Raw genomic sequence first — 16,043 nt, forward strand, 5'->3', positions numbered from 1 at the left:
GATCGCCCGGAACCTTTATGCCGTGCTTATACGTCTTCCCGGTACGCGGCCCGACGGGCCGCACGAGGGGAGGGCGTATGGATCTGTTCCTTCTCATCCTCGCGGTGGCGCTGGCCGTGGCGGCCGGGGTCACCGTTCTCGCGGTCCGGCGTGAGCACGCCGCCATCCGGGCGGCCGCCGTCGAGCTCCGGCCGCACGGTCTCGGCCTCTACGAGCTGGCCTTCCTGGCGGGCGGGTCCAGGCGCGTCGCCGACGCCGCCGTCGGGCTGCTGGCGGCCTCAGGGGCCGTACGCGTGTCCCGCGACGGGCGGGTGCACCAGGTGGCCGGCGCCCGCCGCACCGGCGAGCCGGTCGAGGACGCCGTCCTGGACGAGGTCGAGCGCAACCCCGGCGCGTGGGCGAGCACGATCAGGGAGCGCATGAGCCAGGGTGAGACCCTGGACGGGCTCAGGCATCGGCTGGGCAGGATCGGCGCCGTCCACCCCACCGGCTCCTTCACCCAGGTGAACCGGCTGATCGTGCGGTTACGGGTGCTGGCGCTGCTGGCGCTCGCCGGGGCGGCCGTGGAGGCGCTGTCGGTGGCGGTCGAGGGCACGTCGCCGCTTCCCCTGGCCGCGCTCGGCGTCCTGGCCGGGACGGTCGTGGGCGCGCCGGGCGCCATCGCCGGACACCGGCGTACGTTCCCCACCGATCTCACCGCTTCCGGGCAGGCCGCGCTCGACCGGGCCAAGCTGGACCACCCGCCGGGCACGTCCGCCGGCCCGGTGGCCGTCGCGCTGTACGGCCTCGGCGAGCTGAACGACGCCAACCTGGTCCTCGCCCTCGACGGCTCCCCGGCCCGTACGGTCGCCACCCGGCGGCGGCGCGGCGGCGACCAGTCGCACAGCGCCGCCGCCGGCGGTTGCGGCGCGGCGGGGTGCGGCGGCGGAAGCGGCTGCGGAGGCGGCGGCTGCGGGGGCGGTTGCGGCGGCGGGGGGAGCTGACATGCCGGACATGCCGGACCTGGGAGTGGGCATCGGGTGGCGGCCCGAGCTCGACCTGACGATCGAGCGGATGGCGGGCGTCGGGTTCGTCGAGGTGGTGGCCGAGAACATCGACCCCGGCGACCTGCCCGAGTCGTTGCGCGTGCTGCGGGCCAGGGGCGTGCCGGTGATCCCGCACGGCGTCTCGCTCGGCGTCGGCGGCGCCGAGCCGCCGGACCCGGCCCGGCTCGCCCACCTCGCGGCCTGCGCGCGGGCCCTGGACGCGCCGCTGGTCAGCGAGCACCTGGCGTTCGTCCGCGGCGGCGGCGTGGAGGCGGGGCACCTGCTGCCGGTGCCGCGGACGCGGGAGTCGCTGGAGGTCGTCGTGGAGAACGTGCGGCTGGCCCAGGAGGCGCTGCCCGTGCCGCTGGCCCTGGAGAACGTGGCGGCGATCTTCGGCTGGCCGGACGACGAGCTGACCGAGGCCGGCTTCCTGGCCGAGGTGGTGGAGCGTACCGGGGTGGGGCTGCTGGTGGACGTCGCCAACCTGTACGCCGCCCAGGTCAACCTGGGCCTGTCGGCCGTGGACGCGCTGGACGCGCTGCCGCTGGAGCACCTGGCGTACGTGCACGTGGCCGGCGGGCACGAGCACCACGGGATCTGGCACGACACGCACACCGCCGCCGTGCCGCCGGCCGTCCTCGGCCTGCTGACCGAGCTGTGCGCCCGGACCAGGCCGCCCGGGGTGCTGCTGGAGTGGGACGACGACTACCCGGGCGACGCCGCGCTCGCCGGCGAACTGGCCCGCATCCGGGCCGCCATGTCCCCGGCCGAGCAGACCGTGGGCGGGCGCGGTGAGCCCGTGGGCGCGCCCACGGAGACCGTAGGCGGGCTCGGTGAGTGAGGAGGCGCGGGCGCGGCTCGGGGGCGCGGTGAGTGACGGGGCGCGGGCGCGGCTGGCGGAGGCGCAGGGGCGGGTCGTCGCGTGCCTGGTGGCCGGGGCGGACCCGCCGGCCGGCTTCGACGCCGGACGGCTGCGCGTGCAGGCGTCCGCACTGCTCGCCAAGCGGCGCGGTGTGGTGGCCAGGCTCCGCCCGGACGCCGCCCGGGCCGCCGGGCCCGCCCTGGCCGCGGAGTTCGCCGCCTACGCGGCGGCCCGTGCCGTCCCGCCGCCCGGGTACCGGGCCGACGCCGACGACTTCGCCGCCTGGTTGCGCGCCCGCGGTCTCATGCCGGCTGCCAGGCCGCGCGGGTGGGCTCGGCTGCTCTTCGTGTTCCGCCGCGATCGCCGCTAGGCTTGCCCGTAGCAAGCGCTTGGGAGGCGGTCTGGCATGCGCATCGTCAACATGGGCGACTGGCCCCTCGGCGAGCAGGACGAGCAGCTCCACCCGCCGGGCGACGACCCGCTGTGGAACGAGTCCTACTACCTCGACTTCGTCGCCGACGACGGCGAGCTGGGCGGATACGTCCGCATCGGGCTCTATCCGAACTGGAAGCGCACCTGGTTCTGGGCCCGGCTCGTCCGGCGCGGCGGCGGCCTGGTGGAGATCACCGACCACGAGGCCCCGCCGACCGGCCTGACGATCTCCGCCGACGCCTACGAGGCCGACCTGGCCGCGCCCGGCCCCCTGCGCACCGCGCGGCTGCGCCTGGCCGCCCCCGGCCTGTCGCTCGACCTCGAATGGCACACCCGCGGCGGCGTGTACGGCTACCAGCTCACCCCCCGCTACGAGATCCCCTGCGAGGTGACCGGGACGGTCGACGGCCGGCCCTTCCACGGCCACGGCGAGCGCGACCACAGCTGGGGCGTCAGGGACTGGTGGTCGCTGTCCTGGACGTGGAGCAGCGGCCGGCTCTCCGACGGCACCCACCTGCACGGCACCCAGGTCAACCTGGGCATGCCGCTGCCGTGGCCGGCGTTCACGGTGCCGCCCGGCGGCGGGATCGAGCACGCGGACGGCTTCACGGCCGGCACCCGGTTCGACGGCGACCGCCCGGCGGAGACGCTGCTGAGCTTCCCGGGCCGCGCGGTGACCGTGCGGCCGGTCGCGTTCGCCCCCGTGACGCTGGTCTCGCCCGACGGGGCGGTGGCCGAGTTCCCGAGGGCGCTGTGCGAGCTGGAGTCCGACGACGGCGGCACCGGCTTCGGCTGGACCGAGTGGCACCAGCCGCCGGGCTGGCGCCGGCACGGCTGGCACCCCTTGCTCTGAAATATCGAGACATCCTAGGTTTGTGGGGTGATTGTCGACGCGCACCAGCACTTCTGGGACCTCGAAACCGGCGACTACCCCTGGCTCACCCCCGAGGCGGGCGTGCTCTACCGGACCTACGCGCCGCACGACCTGGCCCCCGAGCTGGCCCGGGCCGGCGTGGACCGGACGGTGCTGGTGCAGGCCGCCGACTCATGCGCCGAGACCGACGCCCTGCTGGCCCTGGCCGACGCCCACGACTTCGTCGGCGCGGTGGTCGGATGGATCCCGCTGCTGCGCCCGGCCGAGGCCGCCGAGGCGATCGCCCGGTACGCGGCCCGTCCGAAGTTCCGCGGCGTCCGGCACCTGATCCATGAGGAGCCCGATCCCGACTGGCTGGTCCGCGACGAGGTGCTGGAGTCGCTGGGCCTGCTCGCGGCGGCCGGGCTGACGTTCGACGTGATCTCGCTGCTGCCCAGGCACCTCGACCACGTGGTCACGCTGGCCGGGCGGCATCCGTCCCTGAAGATCGTCATCGACCATCTGTCCAAGCCCCGGATCAAGGACCACGAGTGGGAGCCGTGGGCCGGCGGGCTGGCCCGCGCCGCCCGCTTCCCCAACGTGTACGCCAAGGTCTCCGGCCTGGTCACCGAGGCCGACCACCGGAACTGGACGGTGGAGGACCTGCGGCCGTACGTGGAGCACGCCGTCGAGCTGTTCGGCCCGGACCGCCTGATGGCCGGCAGCGACTGGCCGGTGGCCCTGCAGGCGGCCGACTACCGGACGGTCTGGGAGGTCACCGGCGCGCTGCTCGGCGGAACCGACCGGGACCTGGTGCTCGGGGACACAGCCAGGGGTTTCTACGGGTTTAGCTGACTTGGGGCCGGAAACGGGGAAGGGCGTGGGGGGACTACGCTGTGTCGATGGATCGTACCTGACCGTCACGCCCGTCGCGTGCACGGACACCGTCGGCACGCCGTACGAGATCACCCTTGAGCTTCATCGCGACGGCACGCCGTACGGCAGCGTGGGGGAGCGGTGCGGCTGGCTGCTCGCGCGCCTGGCGCGCGGGGTCGACGAGGCGCGGCAGGGAAGGGGGGCGGCCCGGCGGTGGAACGACCCCGACGACCGCTTCCCCGACGAGGAGCCGGAGAGCGAGCTGTTCTCCTTCCGCTACCGCACCCGCTCGGGGCTGGTGGGCGGCGGCGAGCTGCGCTGCCAGCTGCGCACCATCCCCATCTGGCAGCCCGCGCCGGGTCAGTGGCGGCTGACCCGCAGGGCCTACGTCGAGGCGTGGGGGGCCACCGGCGTGGGCATGAGGGCCGTCCTGACGTCCGCGGAGTTGTCCGAGTTCGTCCGCGAACTGGTCCATGAAGCCGAGGGGTGCCTCGGTGGAAGAGATCTCGCCAGGAATCCCATTGGGGGAGCAGGCACGGGCGAAACGCGGTGATAATTGCCTGTTGGGTCATTCGACCAAAGGCACAGCACCGCTGGGGAGGCACTCCGTGGGCCTGCGCGACCTGGTCTACCGGCTGTACGAACACAGGCTGGAGACCAAGCTGTCCAAGGACAGCGTTCCCCGGCATGTCGGGGTCATCATCGACGGCAACCGCCGCTGGGCGCGCGCCATGGGCATGCGCGACGTGGCCACCGGCCACCGCAAGGGCGCGGACAAGATATCGGAGCTGCTCGGCTGGTGCCGGGAGACGGGCGTCGAGGTCGTCACCGTCTGGATGTTGTCCAACGACAACCTCAACCGGCCGCGCGAGGAACTGGAGCCGCTGCTGCGCATCATCGAGGACGTGGTCCAGGAGCTCGTGGCCGAGGGCTGGCGGATCAGCCCGGTGGGCGCGCTCGACCTCCTCCCCGACCGCACGGCCAATGTCCTGAAAAATGCAAAAGAAGCGTCATCACACCGTCCGGGCCTGATTGTGAACGTTGCAGTTGGGTATGGAGGAAGACGTGAGATTGCCGATGCGGTGCGCTCACTCCTCCAGGAGCATGCGAGTAAGGGCGCCAGCATCGAGGACCTCGTCGAGGTCCTCGATGTCGAACACATCGCGGAGCATCTCTACACTCGCGGCCAACCCGACCCGGACCTCCTCATCCGTACGTCGGGCGAGCAGCGTCTGTCCGGATTCATGTTGTGGCAGAGCGCTCACTCCGAGTTCTACTTCCACGAGGCTTACTGGCCGGACTTCCGCAGGGTCGATTTCCTGCGGGCGCTGCGCGATTACGCTGCGAGACACCGGCGTTACGGTTCTTGATGCGACATTCGGGTATCCAGGACGTAACGTTGAAAGTGTCCGGCCACAGGCCGGGCATCCCGGAGAGGGCCCGCCTTTGCACCGACATCTGCCGAGGGGGGCCGGAGTCCGGCTCCGCCGGCAGGTTGCGGTCGGGGACGCGGGTCCGGTCCGGTTCCCACCTCGTCTGCAGGGTGCCCGCACCTATGGGCGCCCGGGGGAGAACGTGTGGCAGTGTCCTCGAGCAACCCTACTCACCAGCCGGCCAAGCGCACGTACGTGCTCGACACCTCGGTCCTGCTGGCCGACCCGGCGGCATTGACGCGCTTCGCCGAGCACGACGTCGTCCTTCCCATCGTGGTCATCACGGAGCTGGAAGGTAAGCGGCACCATCCCGAGCTCGGCTACTTCGCGAGGAAGGCCCTGCGCTACCTCGACGACCTGCGGGTTCAGCACGGCAGGCTCGACGAGCCGATGCCGACAGGGGATGGAACGATCAGGGTTGAGCTCAACCACAGCGATCCGTCCATCCTGCCCGTCGGGTTCCGCCTGGGCGACAACGACACGCGCATCCTGACCGTCGCGCGCTCGCTCGCGGCCGAGGGCTGCGACGTCGTGCTGGTCTCCAAAGACCTGCCCATGCGGGTCAAGGCGGCCTCGATCGGCCTGGCGGCCGAGGAGTACCGCGCCGAGCTGGTGGTCGAGTCCGGCTGGACCGGGATGGCCGAGCTGCAGGTGACGGCCGAGGACGTCGAGACGCTGTTCGACAAGGGCACGGCCGACCTGGAGGAGGGCAGGCAGCTGCCCGCGCACACCGGCCTGCGGCTGCTGTCGGCCAAGGGATCGGCGCTGGGCAGGGTCGCGCCGGACAAGTCCGTCCGCCTGGTCCGCGGCGACCGCGAGGTCTTCGGTCTGCACGGCCGCTCGGCCGAGCAGCGCATCGCGCTGGACCTGCTGATGGACCCGGAGATCGGCATCGTCTCGCTGGGCGGCCGGGCCGGCACCGGCAAGTCGGCGCTGGCGCTCTGCGCGGGCCTGGAGGCCGTCCTGGAGCGCCGCCAGCACCGCAAGGTGGTCGTCTTCCGCCCCCTGTACGCCGTCGGCGGCCAGGAGCTCGGCTACCTGCCGGGCACCGAGGGCGAGAAGATGGGCCCGTGGGCGCAGGCGGTCTACGACACGCTCGGCGCGATCACCTCGCCCGAGGTGATCGAGGAGGTGCTCGACCGGGGCATGCTGGAGGTGCTCCCGCTGACGCACATCCGCGGCCGGTCGCTGCACGACGCGTTCGTGATCGTGGACGAGGCCCAGTCGCTGGAGCGCGGGGTGCTGCTCACGGTGCTGAGCCGGATCGGCGCCAACTCCCGGGTGGTGCTCACGCACGACGTCGCCCAGCGCGACAACCTGCGGGTCGGCCGGCACGACGGCGTGGTGGCGGTGGTGGAGAAGCTGAAGGGCCACCCGCTCTTCGCGCACGTCACGCTCACCAGGTCCGAGCGTTCCCCGATCGCCGCCCTGGTGACGGAGATGCTGGAGGACATCACGATGTGAGGCTCGGCGGGCCTACTTGAGCTCCGGGCAGGTGTACGGCCGTCCCTCCGCCTTGGGGGGACGGCCGTCGTTCTCCCGGACGATCTTGACCTGCTCGAACGCGGCGTCCTGCTGCGCGGTGCAGACGATCTGGGCCTTGCCGAGCCTGCTCAGCGGCCGGTCGCCCTTGAAGTACACGGTCAGCGTGGAGGTGCGCGGGAGCTGCATCTCGTCGCGCTGCACGGGGTCGAGCGAGTCCTTCATGCCGACGTACTCCAGGCCGTGCAGCTCGGTGGTGCGGTCGCCGAGCGGCTGGTCGGAGGCGGCGAAGAGGGCGCCGAGCAGGCTGCCCACGGTGCCGTTCTCGACGTCGGCGGGTTCGAGCGTGAGCTGCTTGTTCCTGATCAGGTAGATGGTCTTGGAGGGCGGCGGGAGCTTGATGGTGGGGGCGGCGCCCTTGGTCTGGACGTCGGTCGGCGAGATGCCGCAGGCGGCCACGGCCAGCAGGGCCGCGGCGGCGACGAGGACCCGGCGCACGGTCATGGATGCGGTCATCGGTGCGGTCATTGGTGGGGCAGCCAGACCGTGAACAGGGTGCCCGGCTGCTGGGCGCGTACGGAGATCGTGCCGCCGTGCAGGTGCACGTTGGCGCGGGCGATGGCCAGGCCGAGGCCGCTGCCCTGGCTGCGGGCCCGGCCCGCGCCCGCCTTGAAGAACCGGTCGAAGACGTGCGGCAGCGCCTCGGCCGGGATGCCCTTGCCGTGGTCGCGCACCTTCACCTCCAGGCCGTTCTCGGTGCCGCGCGCGGTGACCTCCACCGGGGGCAGGCCGTGCTTGAGCGCGTTGCCGACCAGGTTGGCCACGATGACGTCGAACCTCCTCGGGTCGAGATTGACGGTCAGGCCCTGGGAGGCGGTCACGTCCACCTTGTCGCTCCAGCCGCGCACCTCCAGGCAGTCCAGGATGGCGTCGGCGACGTTCACGGGCTCCACGTTGAGCGTCGCGGTGCCGGCGTCGAACCTGCTGACCTCGATCAGGTGCTCGACCAGCTCGCGCAGGCGCTCGATCTCGCGCAGCACCAGCCGTACGGCCTCCGCGGGCGCGTCGGGCAGCCGGCCGGCCTCCTCCGAGAGCATGTCGGCCACGGCCGTCATGGCGGTGAGCGGCGTGCGCAGCTCGTGCGAGACGTCGGCCACGAACCTGCGGGACATGGCCTCCAGCGAGCGCAGCTCCGACACGCTGAGCTCCAGCGCCGCGGCCGCGTCGTTGAACCGGGCGGTCAGCTCGGCCAGCTCGTCCTGGCCGTGCACCGGCAGGCGGGTGTCCAGCCGGCCCTGGCCGAGCGCCTGCGCCGCCGCGCTGAGCCGCCGTACGGGCAGCAGCACCTGACGGGCCGACAGCAGCGCCACCACCAGCGCGATCAGCACGATCACCGCGCCGCCCTGGGTGAGCGTGTTGCGCAGCGTCGTGAGCTGGCTCTCCTCGTCGTGCAGCGGGAAGAACACGAACGCGCGCAGCCCGGTGGCCTCGGGGGCGACGCCGGGCTCGTAGCGGTGGACCTCGGCGCCGACGATGAGCCACAGCTCGTTGCCGATCACCTTGCGCTGGGTGACGACGTTCTGCTTGGCCCGGCCGTACAGCTCGTTGGGGACGTCCTTCATGGTCATCGGGCCGTCGGCGGACAGCAGGTTGCCGTACTCGACCAGCACGCTGCGGCCGGGGCTGGACAGCGTGCGGACGACCTGGTCGAGCTCCTTCATGGACGGCGCCGCCTCGCCCGGCCTGAGCTTGCCCACGGGGAAGGTGATCCGGCCGAGCTCGCGGGTCACCAGGTCGAGGGACGTGGTCTCGGCCCTGGTCACGAGCGCGGTCTTGGCCAGCTCGAAGCCGATGGTGGCGACCAGCGTCGACGCGGTGACCGCGACGAGGGTGAAGGTGATGACCAGGCGCGCCCGCAGCCCGGTGGGCAGCGGGATCACGGAGGGCTGAACCGGTAGCCGAACCCGCGCACGGTGTGGATGAAGACGGGCTCGGCCGGCCTCGGCTCGATCTTGGCGCGGACGCGCTGGACGCAGGCGTCCACCAGCCGCGAGTCGGCGACGTGCGTGTGGTCCCAGACGACCCGCAGCAGGTAGCGGCGGTTGAGCACCTGGCCGGGATGCCGGACCAGCTCCAGCAGCAGCCGCAGCTCGGTCGGCGTCAGGTGGATCTCCTTGCTGGCCAGCGTGACCTTGAGCGCCCCCCGGTCGATCACGAGGTCGCCGAAGGTGATGCGGTCGGAGGTCGCGGACTCGGCCCTGCGCAGGATGGCCCGGATGCGGGCGTCGAGCACTCGCGGCTCGACCGGTTTGACCACGTAGTCGTCGGCGCCCGCCTCCAGGCCGACCACCACGTCCAGGTCGTCGCCGCGGGCGGTGAGCAGGATGACGGGGAGCTGGTCGAGCTTGCGGATGCGGCGGCAGACCTCGACGCCGTCGATGCCCGGCAGCATGACGTCGAGGATCGCGATCTCGGGGCGGCGGGCGCGGATGTGGTCCAGAGCCTCCTCGCCCGTCGCGTAGGACGTGACGGAATGTCCCTGCCGCGTCAACGCCAGCTCCAAGGCTGTGCGGACGGAGGGATCGTCTTCTACAAGGAGGATGCCGGCCACGCGCACATTATTATTCCATGTCCCCTATACCCGGGTTGTGTCATCAAACTGTGACCGGGTGCGGATCAGATCCTGAAGATGGGGCGGAAGCCTGAAAGCGGCCTCCCTTCGGTGCGGGCGCTCGAAGGGAGGCGCCAGACGCCTGTGACGAAATTCACAATTTTTCGTGAAAAAGGTTGTTACCTGCTGGTTGGCCAAGAGAACGTCAACCGAATCCCGCGTTCCGGTTGCGGACCACCCCCCATGACAGGGCAAGCTCATGGATCGTGAGCCCCGGTCCGCAGTTGAGTGAGCGCCCCCCGAAGGATGACCTTCGCTCGGCGCGTCGCCGGCCTTCGCGTTTCACCCCCAAGCGCATCGCCGTCGCCGTCGTGTCCTTGGTGGTGGTCGTGGGCGGCGGGGGTTACGTCGCCTACCGCGCCGTCGACAACGCGAGCAAGCCGCCGGTCGACCCGTTCACGGCCGAGCAGCTCGGCGCGCTCGCCGGAGGCAACCTGTTCGCCCCCGACCCCGAGACCGACGCGCTGAAGAACGCCGCCGAGCAGGCGTACCGGGCCGACCAGCTCAAGAAGGGCCGCGGCGGCGGCGCCAAGAAGCTCGACTGGGTCGTGCCGAAGAAGGCGCCGGGCGGCAGCGGCTTCCCGCCCGCCAACTTCCCGCCGGGCAGCAACCCCTCGCCGGGCAGCAACAAGGCCGTCGCCAAGTCGATGCTCGCCGCCAAGGGCTGGGGCGCCGACCAGTGGGGCTGCCTGGAGCTGCTCTGGCAGAAGGAGAGCGGCTGGAACGAGCGGGCGATGAACCGCTACTCCGGCGCGTACGGCATCCCGCAGGCCCTGCCCGGCAGCAAGATGGCCAGCGCGGGTGGCGACTGGCAGACCAATGCCGCCACCCAGATCGCGTGGGGCCTCGGCTACATCAAGGGCCGCTACGGCACGCCCTGTGGCGCGTGGGGGCACTCGCAGTCCACAGGTTGGTACTGACAGCTCAAACTCTTCTTCCGTAATCGGCAAGCCGTCTCACCCGATCGTGTATGAGCGGCGCACGCTGGCCGCATGGGTGTGAAGGTCAGTGTGATCGTCAATGTCCACAACCCGGGTGACACCGCGGACGCGTGCATCCGCTCCGCGCTGGAGCAGACGCTGCCCGCCGCCGACTACGAAGTGATCTTCGTGGACGACGGCTCCACGGACGGCATCGCGGAACGGCTGGACACCATCGCCGGTCTCCGCGAGAACGTCCGCGTGCTGCACCTGCCGCACACCGGATCGCCCTCTCGCGGCCGCAACATGGGCGTGGCCGCGGCGGAGGGCGATTACGTCTACTTCCTGGACCAGACCGACCGGCTGGCCCGCGACGCGCTGGCCCGCATGCACGAGCGCGCGGTCGAGACCGACGCCGACGTGCTGATCGGGCGGCTGGCCCGCGACTACGGGCCGCCCATGGTGGCGTTCGAGCGCAGCAGCGCCCGCGCCGACATCCTGCGCGAGCGCCTGATGACGCTGCTCGTCCCGCAGCAGCTCTACCGCCGGGCCTTCCTGGAGGAGAACGAGCTGGGCTTCGCGATGCCCGGCGGCAGGCTGGCCGAGCAGGCGTTCGTGATGCGGGCCTACCTGCAGGCCAAGGTGATCGCCGTGCTGGCCGAGGAGGTCTGCTGCAGCCTCGGGCCGCGGCCCGAGGCGCCCGAGGAGGACCCCCGGGTGATCGTGGCCGGGCTGAGGACGCTGCTCACCGACATCGACACCTACGTGGGCGCCGGCCGCCAGCGCGACCGCATGTACGCCTACTGGTTCCGCTCCGCCGTGCTCAGGCCGCTGCTGACCGCCAGGTTCGCCGACTCCTCGGTGGACCGGGGCATGCACTTCCGGGTCGTCCAGGAGCTCATCGGCGAGCGTTTCCCCGAGCGGATCGACCGCTACCTGCCGGTCCAGCTACGGGCGGTGGCCGCGTTCGTCCGGCGCGGACGCCTGGACCAGATCGTCATGTTCGCCAACTCCACCCGGCGCGCGGGCCTGCGCGCCGAGCTCACCGAGATGCGCTGGGACGCCCACATCCTGGTGCTCGGCCTGACCGTGGAGGTCATGTCCGGCGACGGCCTGCCCGACCGGTACCGCGTGGACGGCGAGCGCCTGCACTGGATCCCGCCGCGCTCGGTCGACACCAAGCTGCTGTCCGACGACGTCACCGACATCACGGCCGACGTCGAGCGGGCCCGCGTGGACGTCTACGTCCGGCACAGCGAGACCGGCGTGGTGCACTTCCTGCCGATGACCCAGCACGTCGAGCGCGGGCCCGACGGCCGCCGCCGCATCCGCGTGCAGATCAAGGGCGAGGCCCGCCTGGACGTGACCAGCGCGGCGATGGGCCGGCCGCTCAGCCCCGGGCAGTGGGAGGTGCACGTCCGCATGTTCAGCGGCGCCAACCAGGCCAGGAGCCGGGTCGGCCGGGCCGAGGGGCCGCTCAACTGCCTGGGCGTGCTGGCCCAGCGGCCCAGGATGCGGCTGGTGGTGCCGTGCTGGTCGGACAAGGGGGAGCTGGGCCTGGCCGTCGAGCCGCGCTCGTTCCCGGAGTCGATCGCGCTGGTGTCGCCGGGGGTGACCGTCCGCCAGGCCGACGGCCACGTGTACGTCGTGCTGCCGGTCCCGTACGTGCCGCCGAGCGGCGGGCCGCCCCTGGAGCTGGTGCTGCGCAGCACCGGCCGCAGGGAACGCGAGGTGTGCGCGCCCGCGCTGGTCGAGGCCGGCGTGCCGGGCAAGCTCGCCGGCCAGCTCGTGGCGAAGATCCCGGTCAAGCGGCACATGCCGAGCGAGGAGCAGCTCGGGCCGGGCGCCTGGCTGTCGTCGCTGCGCTCGGCCGACGAGGAGATCGGGCTGCGGTTCGGCCTCCAGGTGCGCCGCGGCCGGGTCGAGACGCGCCCGGCCGTCGCGGTGAACCCCCAGCGGCGCTCGCCCATGGGCCGGGACACCGCGCTCCACCGCCTCGGCAGGCGCCTGCCCGGGGCGCGGCACATCGTGCGCTGGGCGCGCGCGGGCAGGCATCGCTACCTCAAGGAGTGACCCAGCCCTCCAGCTCCTGGAAGGCGTCCCTGAAGGCCGGGAGCATGGGCCGCAGGCGGTCGGGATAGACGTCCACGAGGCTGTCGAGGTGGTTGCCGCCCTCGATCCGGTGGTAGCGGAACGGGCGGTGCGGGCCGACCATCCTGGCGTAGACGTCGGAGTCGCGGGAGATCGGCAGCAGCGAGTCGAGCGTCCCGTGGATCGTGATCAGCGGCTTGGTGATCCGGCCGGTCAGCCCGATCCTGGCCATCGCGGCGTACGGCCGGCGCGCGTCGTAGTCGTAGTCGGCCGCCGCGCCCTGGTACGACGGGTCCAGCTCCTTCTGGTAGAGCTGCTGGGTGAGCTCCCAGTAGTACTGCCGGTGGAAGGGCCACAGGAACTCCGACCCCGGCGCGAACCCGGCCGCCCGCACGCCCGCCTCGTCCGGGTACGCCTTCAGCGCGGGCGGCAGGAAGGTCAGCAGGTTGTCGCCCTTGACCCGGAACAGGGTGCCCTCCCAGTCCACGCCGCCGTCGTAGAGCCAGCCGCGGTTCTCCAGCTGCCACCTGACCAGGTAGCCGCCGTTGGACAGGCCGGCCATGAACGTACGGGCCGGCGGGCGGCCGTACCGCTGCCTGACCACGGACTTGGCGGCCACGGCGAGCTGGGTGACGCGGTCGTTCCACTCGGCGATGGCGTCGCCGGGGCGGCGGCCGTCCTCGTGGAAGGTCACGCCGACGTTGCCCTTGTCGGTGGCGGCGAACGCGTAGCCCTTGGACAGCACCCAGTCGGAGATCGTGTAGTCGTTGGCGTACTGCTCCCGGTTGCCCGGGGTGCCGCTGACCACCAGGCCGCCGTTCCACCGGTCGGGCAGCCTGATCACGAACTGGGAGTCGTGGTTCCAGCCGTGCGTGGCGTTGCCGGTGGAGGTGTCGGGGAAGTAGCCGTCGAGCTGGGTGCCGGGCACGCCGGTCGGGTTGACGGTGGCCTTGGAGTGCAGGCCGGCCCAGTCGGCCGGGTCGGTGTGGCCGGTCAGGGTGGTGCCGGCCGTGGTCAGGTCGTCGAGGGTGGCGCTGATCAGCTTCTCCGCGCCGGGCACGGTAAGCTCGCCCGCGGCGGGGGCGGTGAGCAGGCTCGCGACCAGGGTCAGGGCGACGAGCATCAGACCTCCTCCAGATGCCCGGCCAGCAGGCGGCCGAACTCGGCGGGCCGCTCCAGGTGCGGGCTGTGTCCGCAGTCGTCCAGCACGACCTCGCGGTAGCGGCCGTAGCGGTCGAGGACCGCCCTGGTCTGGGTCACCATCGGCTGGGCCGGGGTGCCGGGGGAGCCGGGCACGACGCCGATCGCGCCCAGGTGGGCCAGGTCGAACAGCGAGGTGTCGGAGACGATCACGTCGTCGGCGCCCCTGATCCAGAGCACGGGCGGCCTGGGGCCGATCTCGTGCAGGTCGTCCAGGCGGAAGTGGGTGGGGGCGCACGCGTTGAGCACGCCGTGCTTGCCCGGGGCCACGCCGGGCCAGGCGGGGGAGCCGGCGGCGTCGCCCGGGTAGTTGGCCTCGCCCACGCGGGTGGTGAGCATGGACCGCAGGTAGAAGTCCTCGTCGGGGATCCGCGGGTGCTTGACGTAGCCGGTGCGGAGCACGTTGCGGGGGGACGTGGGGGATTCGTCGGACATGTCGCCCGCCTTGAGCCGGGCCACGAAGTCCGGGTTCGCCGCCCCGGCGCCCGATCCCGCGCCGTCGGGGTGGGTGAGCGTGCCGTCCGGGCCCTCGGTGCCGCCGAAGCCGTACGGGGAGATCGGGTTGACCAGCGTGACGCTCCTGACCAGCTCAGGACGGTCGCGCAGCAGCTGCAGGACGACGCCGCCGCCCAGGCTCCAGCCGACCAGGTGCACGCCGTCGAGCCCGAGCGCCTCGACCAGCTCGGCCAGGTCGTCGGACCAGTCGCGCAGGCCCCTGGTGGCGTCCACCGGCTCGGGGTCGGTGTCGCCGAAGCCGCGCAGGTCGGGGGCGAGCGGGCGGTAGCCGGCGGGCAGCGCGGCCATGGTGTCGCGCCAGAAGGCGCCGGAGGAGACGTTGCCGTGCACGAACAGCACGGGCTCGCCGGACGTCCGGCCCTCGACGGTCAGGACGTGCTGCGTGAGGCGGGGGGTGGTGACCTTCATCGCGCGTGGATCCTCTCGGCCAGGTCGCGTCCCTGGGTCTCGCGGGCGGTGTAGACGGCGACCAGCGTGAGCACCGCCGCCAGGCCAAGGTAGACCGAGATAGGCACGCTGCTGGAGTAGCTCTTGAGCAGCGCCACCGCGATCAGCGGGGCCAGCGCGCCGGCCACGATCGCCGAGAGCTGGGCGCCGATCGACACGCCGGTGTAGCGCGTCCTGGTGCCGAACAGCTCGGAGAAGAAGGCCGCCTGCGGGCCGTACATCATGCCGTGGAAGAGCAGGCCGACGGTGACCGCGAGGGTGATCGCCAGGAAGTTGCCGGTGTCCACCAGCGGGAAGAAGGCGAAGATCCACACGCCGATCCCGGCGGCCCCGGCCAGGTAGATCGGACGGCGGCCGACCCGGTCCGACAACGCGCCCCACATCGGGATCGTGACGAAGTGGATTGCCGAGGCGAGCAGCACCGCGGTCAGCACCGTCGAGTTGTCGATCTTGGCGTTCTTCGCGTACGTGATGACGAACACCGTCAGCAGGTAGAACGAGATGTTCTCGGCCAGCCGGGCGCCGATGGCGGTGAGCACGTCCTTCCAGTGGTTCCGCAGCACGCCCACGATCGGCGCGGTCGGCTCCGGCTCGGCCTGCTGGAACACCGGCGACTCGCTGATCGTCAGCCGGATCCACAGCCCGACCAGCACCAGCACCCCCGACAGCAGGAACGGGATGCGCCAGCCCCACGACAGGAACGCCTCGTCGGACTGCCAGGCGGCCAGCGCCGCCAGCACGCCGGTGGCCAGCAGGTTCCCGCCGGGCGCGCCCGCCTGCGGCCAGGAGGCCCAGAACCCGCGGCGCTTCGTGTCGCCGTGCTCGGACACGATCAGCACCGCGCCGCCCCACTCGCCGCCGAGCGCGAAGCCCTGCACGAGCCGCAGCGCGGTCAGCAGCAGCGCCGCCGACGAGCCGAGCGTGGCGTACGTCGGCAGGCAGCCGATCAGGAACGTGGCGGCGCCCATCATCAGCAGGCTGACCACCAGCAGGGTCTTGCGGCCCACCCGGTCGCCGAAGTGGCCGAAGATCAGGCCGCCGAGCGGGCGGGCGACGAATCCGACGGCGTAGGTGAGGAACGACAGCAGCGTGCCGGTCAGCGGATCGGACTCGGGGAAGAAGAGTTTGTTGAACACGAGAGCGGCTGCCGAGCCGTACAGGAAGAAGTCGTACCACTCGATGGTGGTGCCGATCAGGCTCGCGGCGACGATCCTCTTGATGGAAGTGGCCATGCC

Annotated in this window: 16 protein-coding genes; 10 read left to right on the forward strand and 6 right to left on the reverse strand. The window is 72.1% G+C overall.

What is annotated here, in order from left to right:
- Window positions 1-77 precede the first annotated feature (77 nt).
- The 8 genes from AB0J71_RS15170 to AB0J71_RS15205 all read left to right on the forward strand — a co-directional run bounded on the left by AB0J71_RS15170 (window position 78) and on the right by AB0J71_RS15205 (window position 6,945).
- Window positions 78-983, forward strand: coding sequence for a TIGR04222 domain-containing membrane protein (locus AB0J71_RS15170; protein ID WP_364414561.1), 906 nt, complete (start codon window positions 78-80; stop codon window positions 981-983).
- Between the two features lies 1 nt (window position 984).
- Entirely contained in the window at window positions 985-1,866 is an 882-nt protein-coding gene (locus AB0J71_RS15175; protein WP_352323263.1) for a DUF692 domain-containing protein, read from the forward strand.
- Complete coding sequence (locus tag AB0J71_RS15180) at window positions 1,859-2,257, forward strand: hypothetical protein (RefSeq protein WP_352323264.1); 399 nt, start codon at window positions 1,859-1,861, stop codon at window positions 2,255-2,257. The genes AB0J71_RS15175 and AB0J71_RS15180 overlap by 8 nt, the downstream gene beginning before the upstream one ends.
- Window positions 2,258-2,293: 36 nt before the next feature.
- Complete coding sequence (locus tag AB0J71_RS15185) at window positions 2,294-3,172, forward strand: hypothetical protein (RefSeq protein ID WP_352323265.1); 879 nt, start codon at window positions 2,294-2,296, stop codon at window positions 3,170-3,172.
- A gap of 27 nt (window positions 3,173-3,199) precedes the next feature.
- On the forward strand, window positions 3,200-4,027 hold the full coding sequence (locus AB0J71_RS15190) for an amidohydrolase family protein (RefSeq protein WP_364414563.1): 828 nt from the start codon (window positions 3,200-3,202) through the stop codon (window positions 4,025-4,027).
- Window positions 4,028-4,052: 25 nt separating this feature from the next.
- On the forward strand, window positions 4,053-4,601 hold the full coding sequence (locus tag AB0J71_RS15195) for a hypothetical protein (protein WP_352323267.1): 549 nt from the start codon (window positions 4,053-4,055) through the stop codon (window positions 4,599-4,601).
- 55 nt (window positions 4,602-4,656) lie between these two features.
- The gene (locus AB0J71_RS15200) at window positions 4,657-5,418 is read left to right on the forward strand and encodes an isoprenyl transferase (RefSeq protein ID WP_352323268.1); all 762 of its coding nucleotides are present in this window, start codon (window positions 4,657-4,659) and stop codon (window positions 5,416-5,418) included.
- A gap of 207 nt (window positions 5,419-5,625) precedes the next feature.
- Window positions 5,626-6,945: a PhoH family protein gene (locus AB0J71_RS15205; protein ID WP_352323269.1), complete on the forward strand. Its 1,320-nt coding sequence runs from the start codon at window positions 5,626-5,628 to the stop codon at window positions 6,943-6,945.
- A gap of 12 nt (window positions 6,946-6,957) precedes the next feature.
- Here AB0J71_RS15205 and AB0J71_RS15210 read toward each other — a convergent pair whose 3' ends face one another.
- Genes AB0J71_RS15210 through AB0J71_RS15220 form a run of 3 tightly spaced genes read right to left on the reverse strand, consistent with a single transcriptional unit; the run spans window position 6,958 to window position 9,574 of the window.
- Entirely contained in the window at window positions 6,958-7,479 is a 522-nt protein-coding gene (locus tag AB0J71_RS15210; protein WP_364414565.1) for a hypothetical protein, read from the reverse strand.
- Window positions 7,480-7,487: 8 nt separating this feature from the next.
- On the reverse strand, window positions 7,488-8,903 hold the full coding sequence (locus AB0J71_RS15215; protein ID WP_352323271.1) for a HAMP domain-containing sensor histidine kinase: 1,416 nt from the start codon (window positions 8,901-8,903) through the stop codon (window positions 7,488-7,490).
- Window positions 8,900-9,574, reverse strand: a complete 675-nt coding sequence (locus AB0J71_RS15220) for a response regulator transcription factor (protein WP_125636689.1) — start codon at window positions 9,572-9,574, stop codon at window positions 8,900-8,902. The genes AB0J71_RS15215 and AB0J71_RS15220 overlap by 4 nt, the downstream gene beginning before the upstream one ends.
- Window positions 9,575-9,951: 377 nt before the next feature.
- On the opposite strand from AB0J71_RS15220, the gene AB0J71_RS15225 reads away from it, so the two are divergent.
- Both AB0J71_RS15225 and AB0J71_RS15230 read left to right on the forward strand, forming a co-directional pair.
- Window positions 9,952-10,554, forward strand: a complete 603-nt coding sequence (locus AB0J71_RS15225) for a lytic transglycosylase domain-containing protein (protein WP_352323279.1) — start codon at window positions 9,952-9,954, stop codon at window positions 10,552-10,554.
- Between the two features lie 72 nt (window positions 10,555-10,626).
- Window positions 10,627-12,627 (forward strand): glycosyltransferase family 2 protein, encoded by a 2,001-nt coding sequence (locus tag AB0J71_RS15230; RefSeq protein WP_352323272.1) that lies wholly within the window; start codon window positions 10,627-10,629, stop codon window positions 12,625-12,627.
- On the opposite strand, the gene AB0J71_RS15235 is transcribed toward AB0J71_RS15230, so the two are convergent.
- From AB0J71_RS15235 to AB0J71_RS15245, 3 genes are read right to left on the reverse strand one after another with little or no spacing between them, the layout of a single operon-like run.
- Entirely contained in the window at window positions 12,617-13,768 is a 1,152-nt protein-coding gene (locus AB0J71_RS15235) for a tannase/feruloyl esterase family alpha/beta hydrolase (RefSeq protein WP_352323273.1), read from the reverse strand. The genes AB0J71_RS15230 and AB0J71_RS15235 overlap by 11 nt on opposite strands.
- Window positions 13,768-14,769 (reverse strand): alpha/beta hydrolase, encoded by a 1,002-nt coding sequence (locus AB0J71_RS15240; RefSeq protein WP_364414567.1) that lies wholly within the window; start codon window positions 14,767-14,769, stop codon window positions 13,768-13,770. The genes AB0J71_RS15235 and AB0J71_RS15240 overlap by 1 nt, the downstream gene beginning before the upstream one ends.
- The gene (locus tag AB0J71_RS15245) at window positions 14,766-16,040 is read right to left on the reverse strand and encodes an MFS transporter (protein ID WP_352323275.1); all 1,275 of its coding nucleotides are present in this window, start codon (window positions 16,038-16,040) and stop codon (window positions 14,766-14,768) included. The genes AB0J71_RS15240 and AB0J71_RS15245 overlap by 4 nt, the downstream gene beginning before the upstream one ends.
- Window positions 16,041-16,043 lie beyond the last annotated feature (3 nt).

Origin of the sequence: Nonomuraea sp. NPDC049637 (assembly GCF_040675235.1) — a bacterium.
Classification (GTDB): domain Bacteria; phylum Actinomycetota; class Actinomycetes; order Streptosporangiales; family Streptosporangiaceae; genus Nonomuraea.

Bases quoted from the DNA above. Each gene is read 5' to 3' on its own strand.
- AB0J71_RS15170 (WP_364414561.1), top strand. From the start codon at position 78: ATGGATCTGTTCCTTCTCATCCTCGCGGTGGCGCTGGCCGTGGCGGCC.
- AB0J71_RS15175 (WP_352323263.1), top strand. From the start codon at position 985: ATGCCGGACATGCCGGACCTGGGAGTGGGCATCGGGTGGCGGCCCGAG.
- AB0J71_RS15185 (WP_352323265.1), top strand. From the start codon at position 2,294: ATGCGCATCGTCAACATGGGCGACTGGCCCCTCGGCGAGCAGGACGAG.
- AB0J71_RS15210 (WP_364414565.1), bottom strand. From the start codon at position 7,479: ATGACCGCATCCATGACCGTGCGCCGGGTCCTCGTCGCCGCCGCGGCC.
- AB0J71_RS15230 (WP_352323272.1), top strand. From the start codon at position 10,627: ATGGGTGTGAAGGTCAGTGTGATCGTCAATGTCCACAACCCGGGTGAC.
- AB0J71_RS15235 (WP_352323273.1), bottom strand. From the start codon at position 13,768: ATGCTCGTCGCCCTGACCCTGGTCGCGAGCCTGCTCACCGCCCCCGCC.
- AB0J71_RS15240 (WP_364414567.1), bottom strand. From the start codon at position 14,769: ATGAAGGTCACCACCCCCCGCCTCACGCAGCACGTCCTGACCGTCGAG.
- AB0J71_RS15245 (WP_352323275.1), bottom strand. From the start codon at position 16,040: ATGGCCACTTCCATCAAGAGGATCGTCGCCGCGAGCCTGATCGGCACC.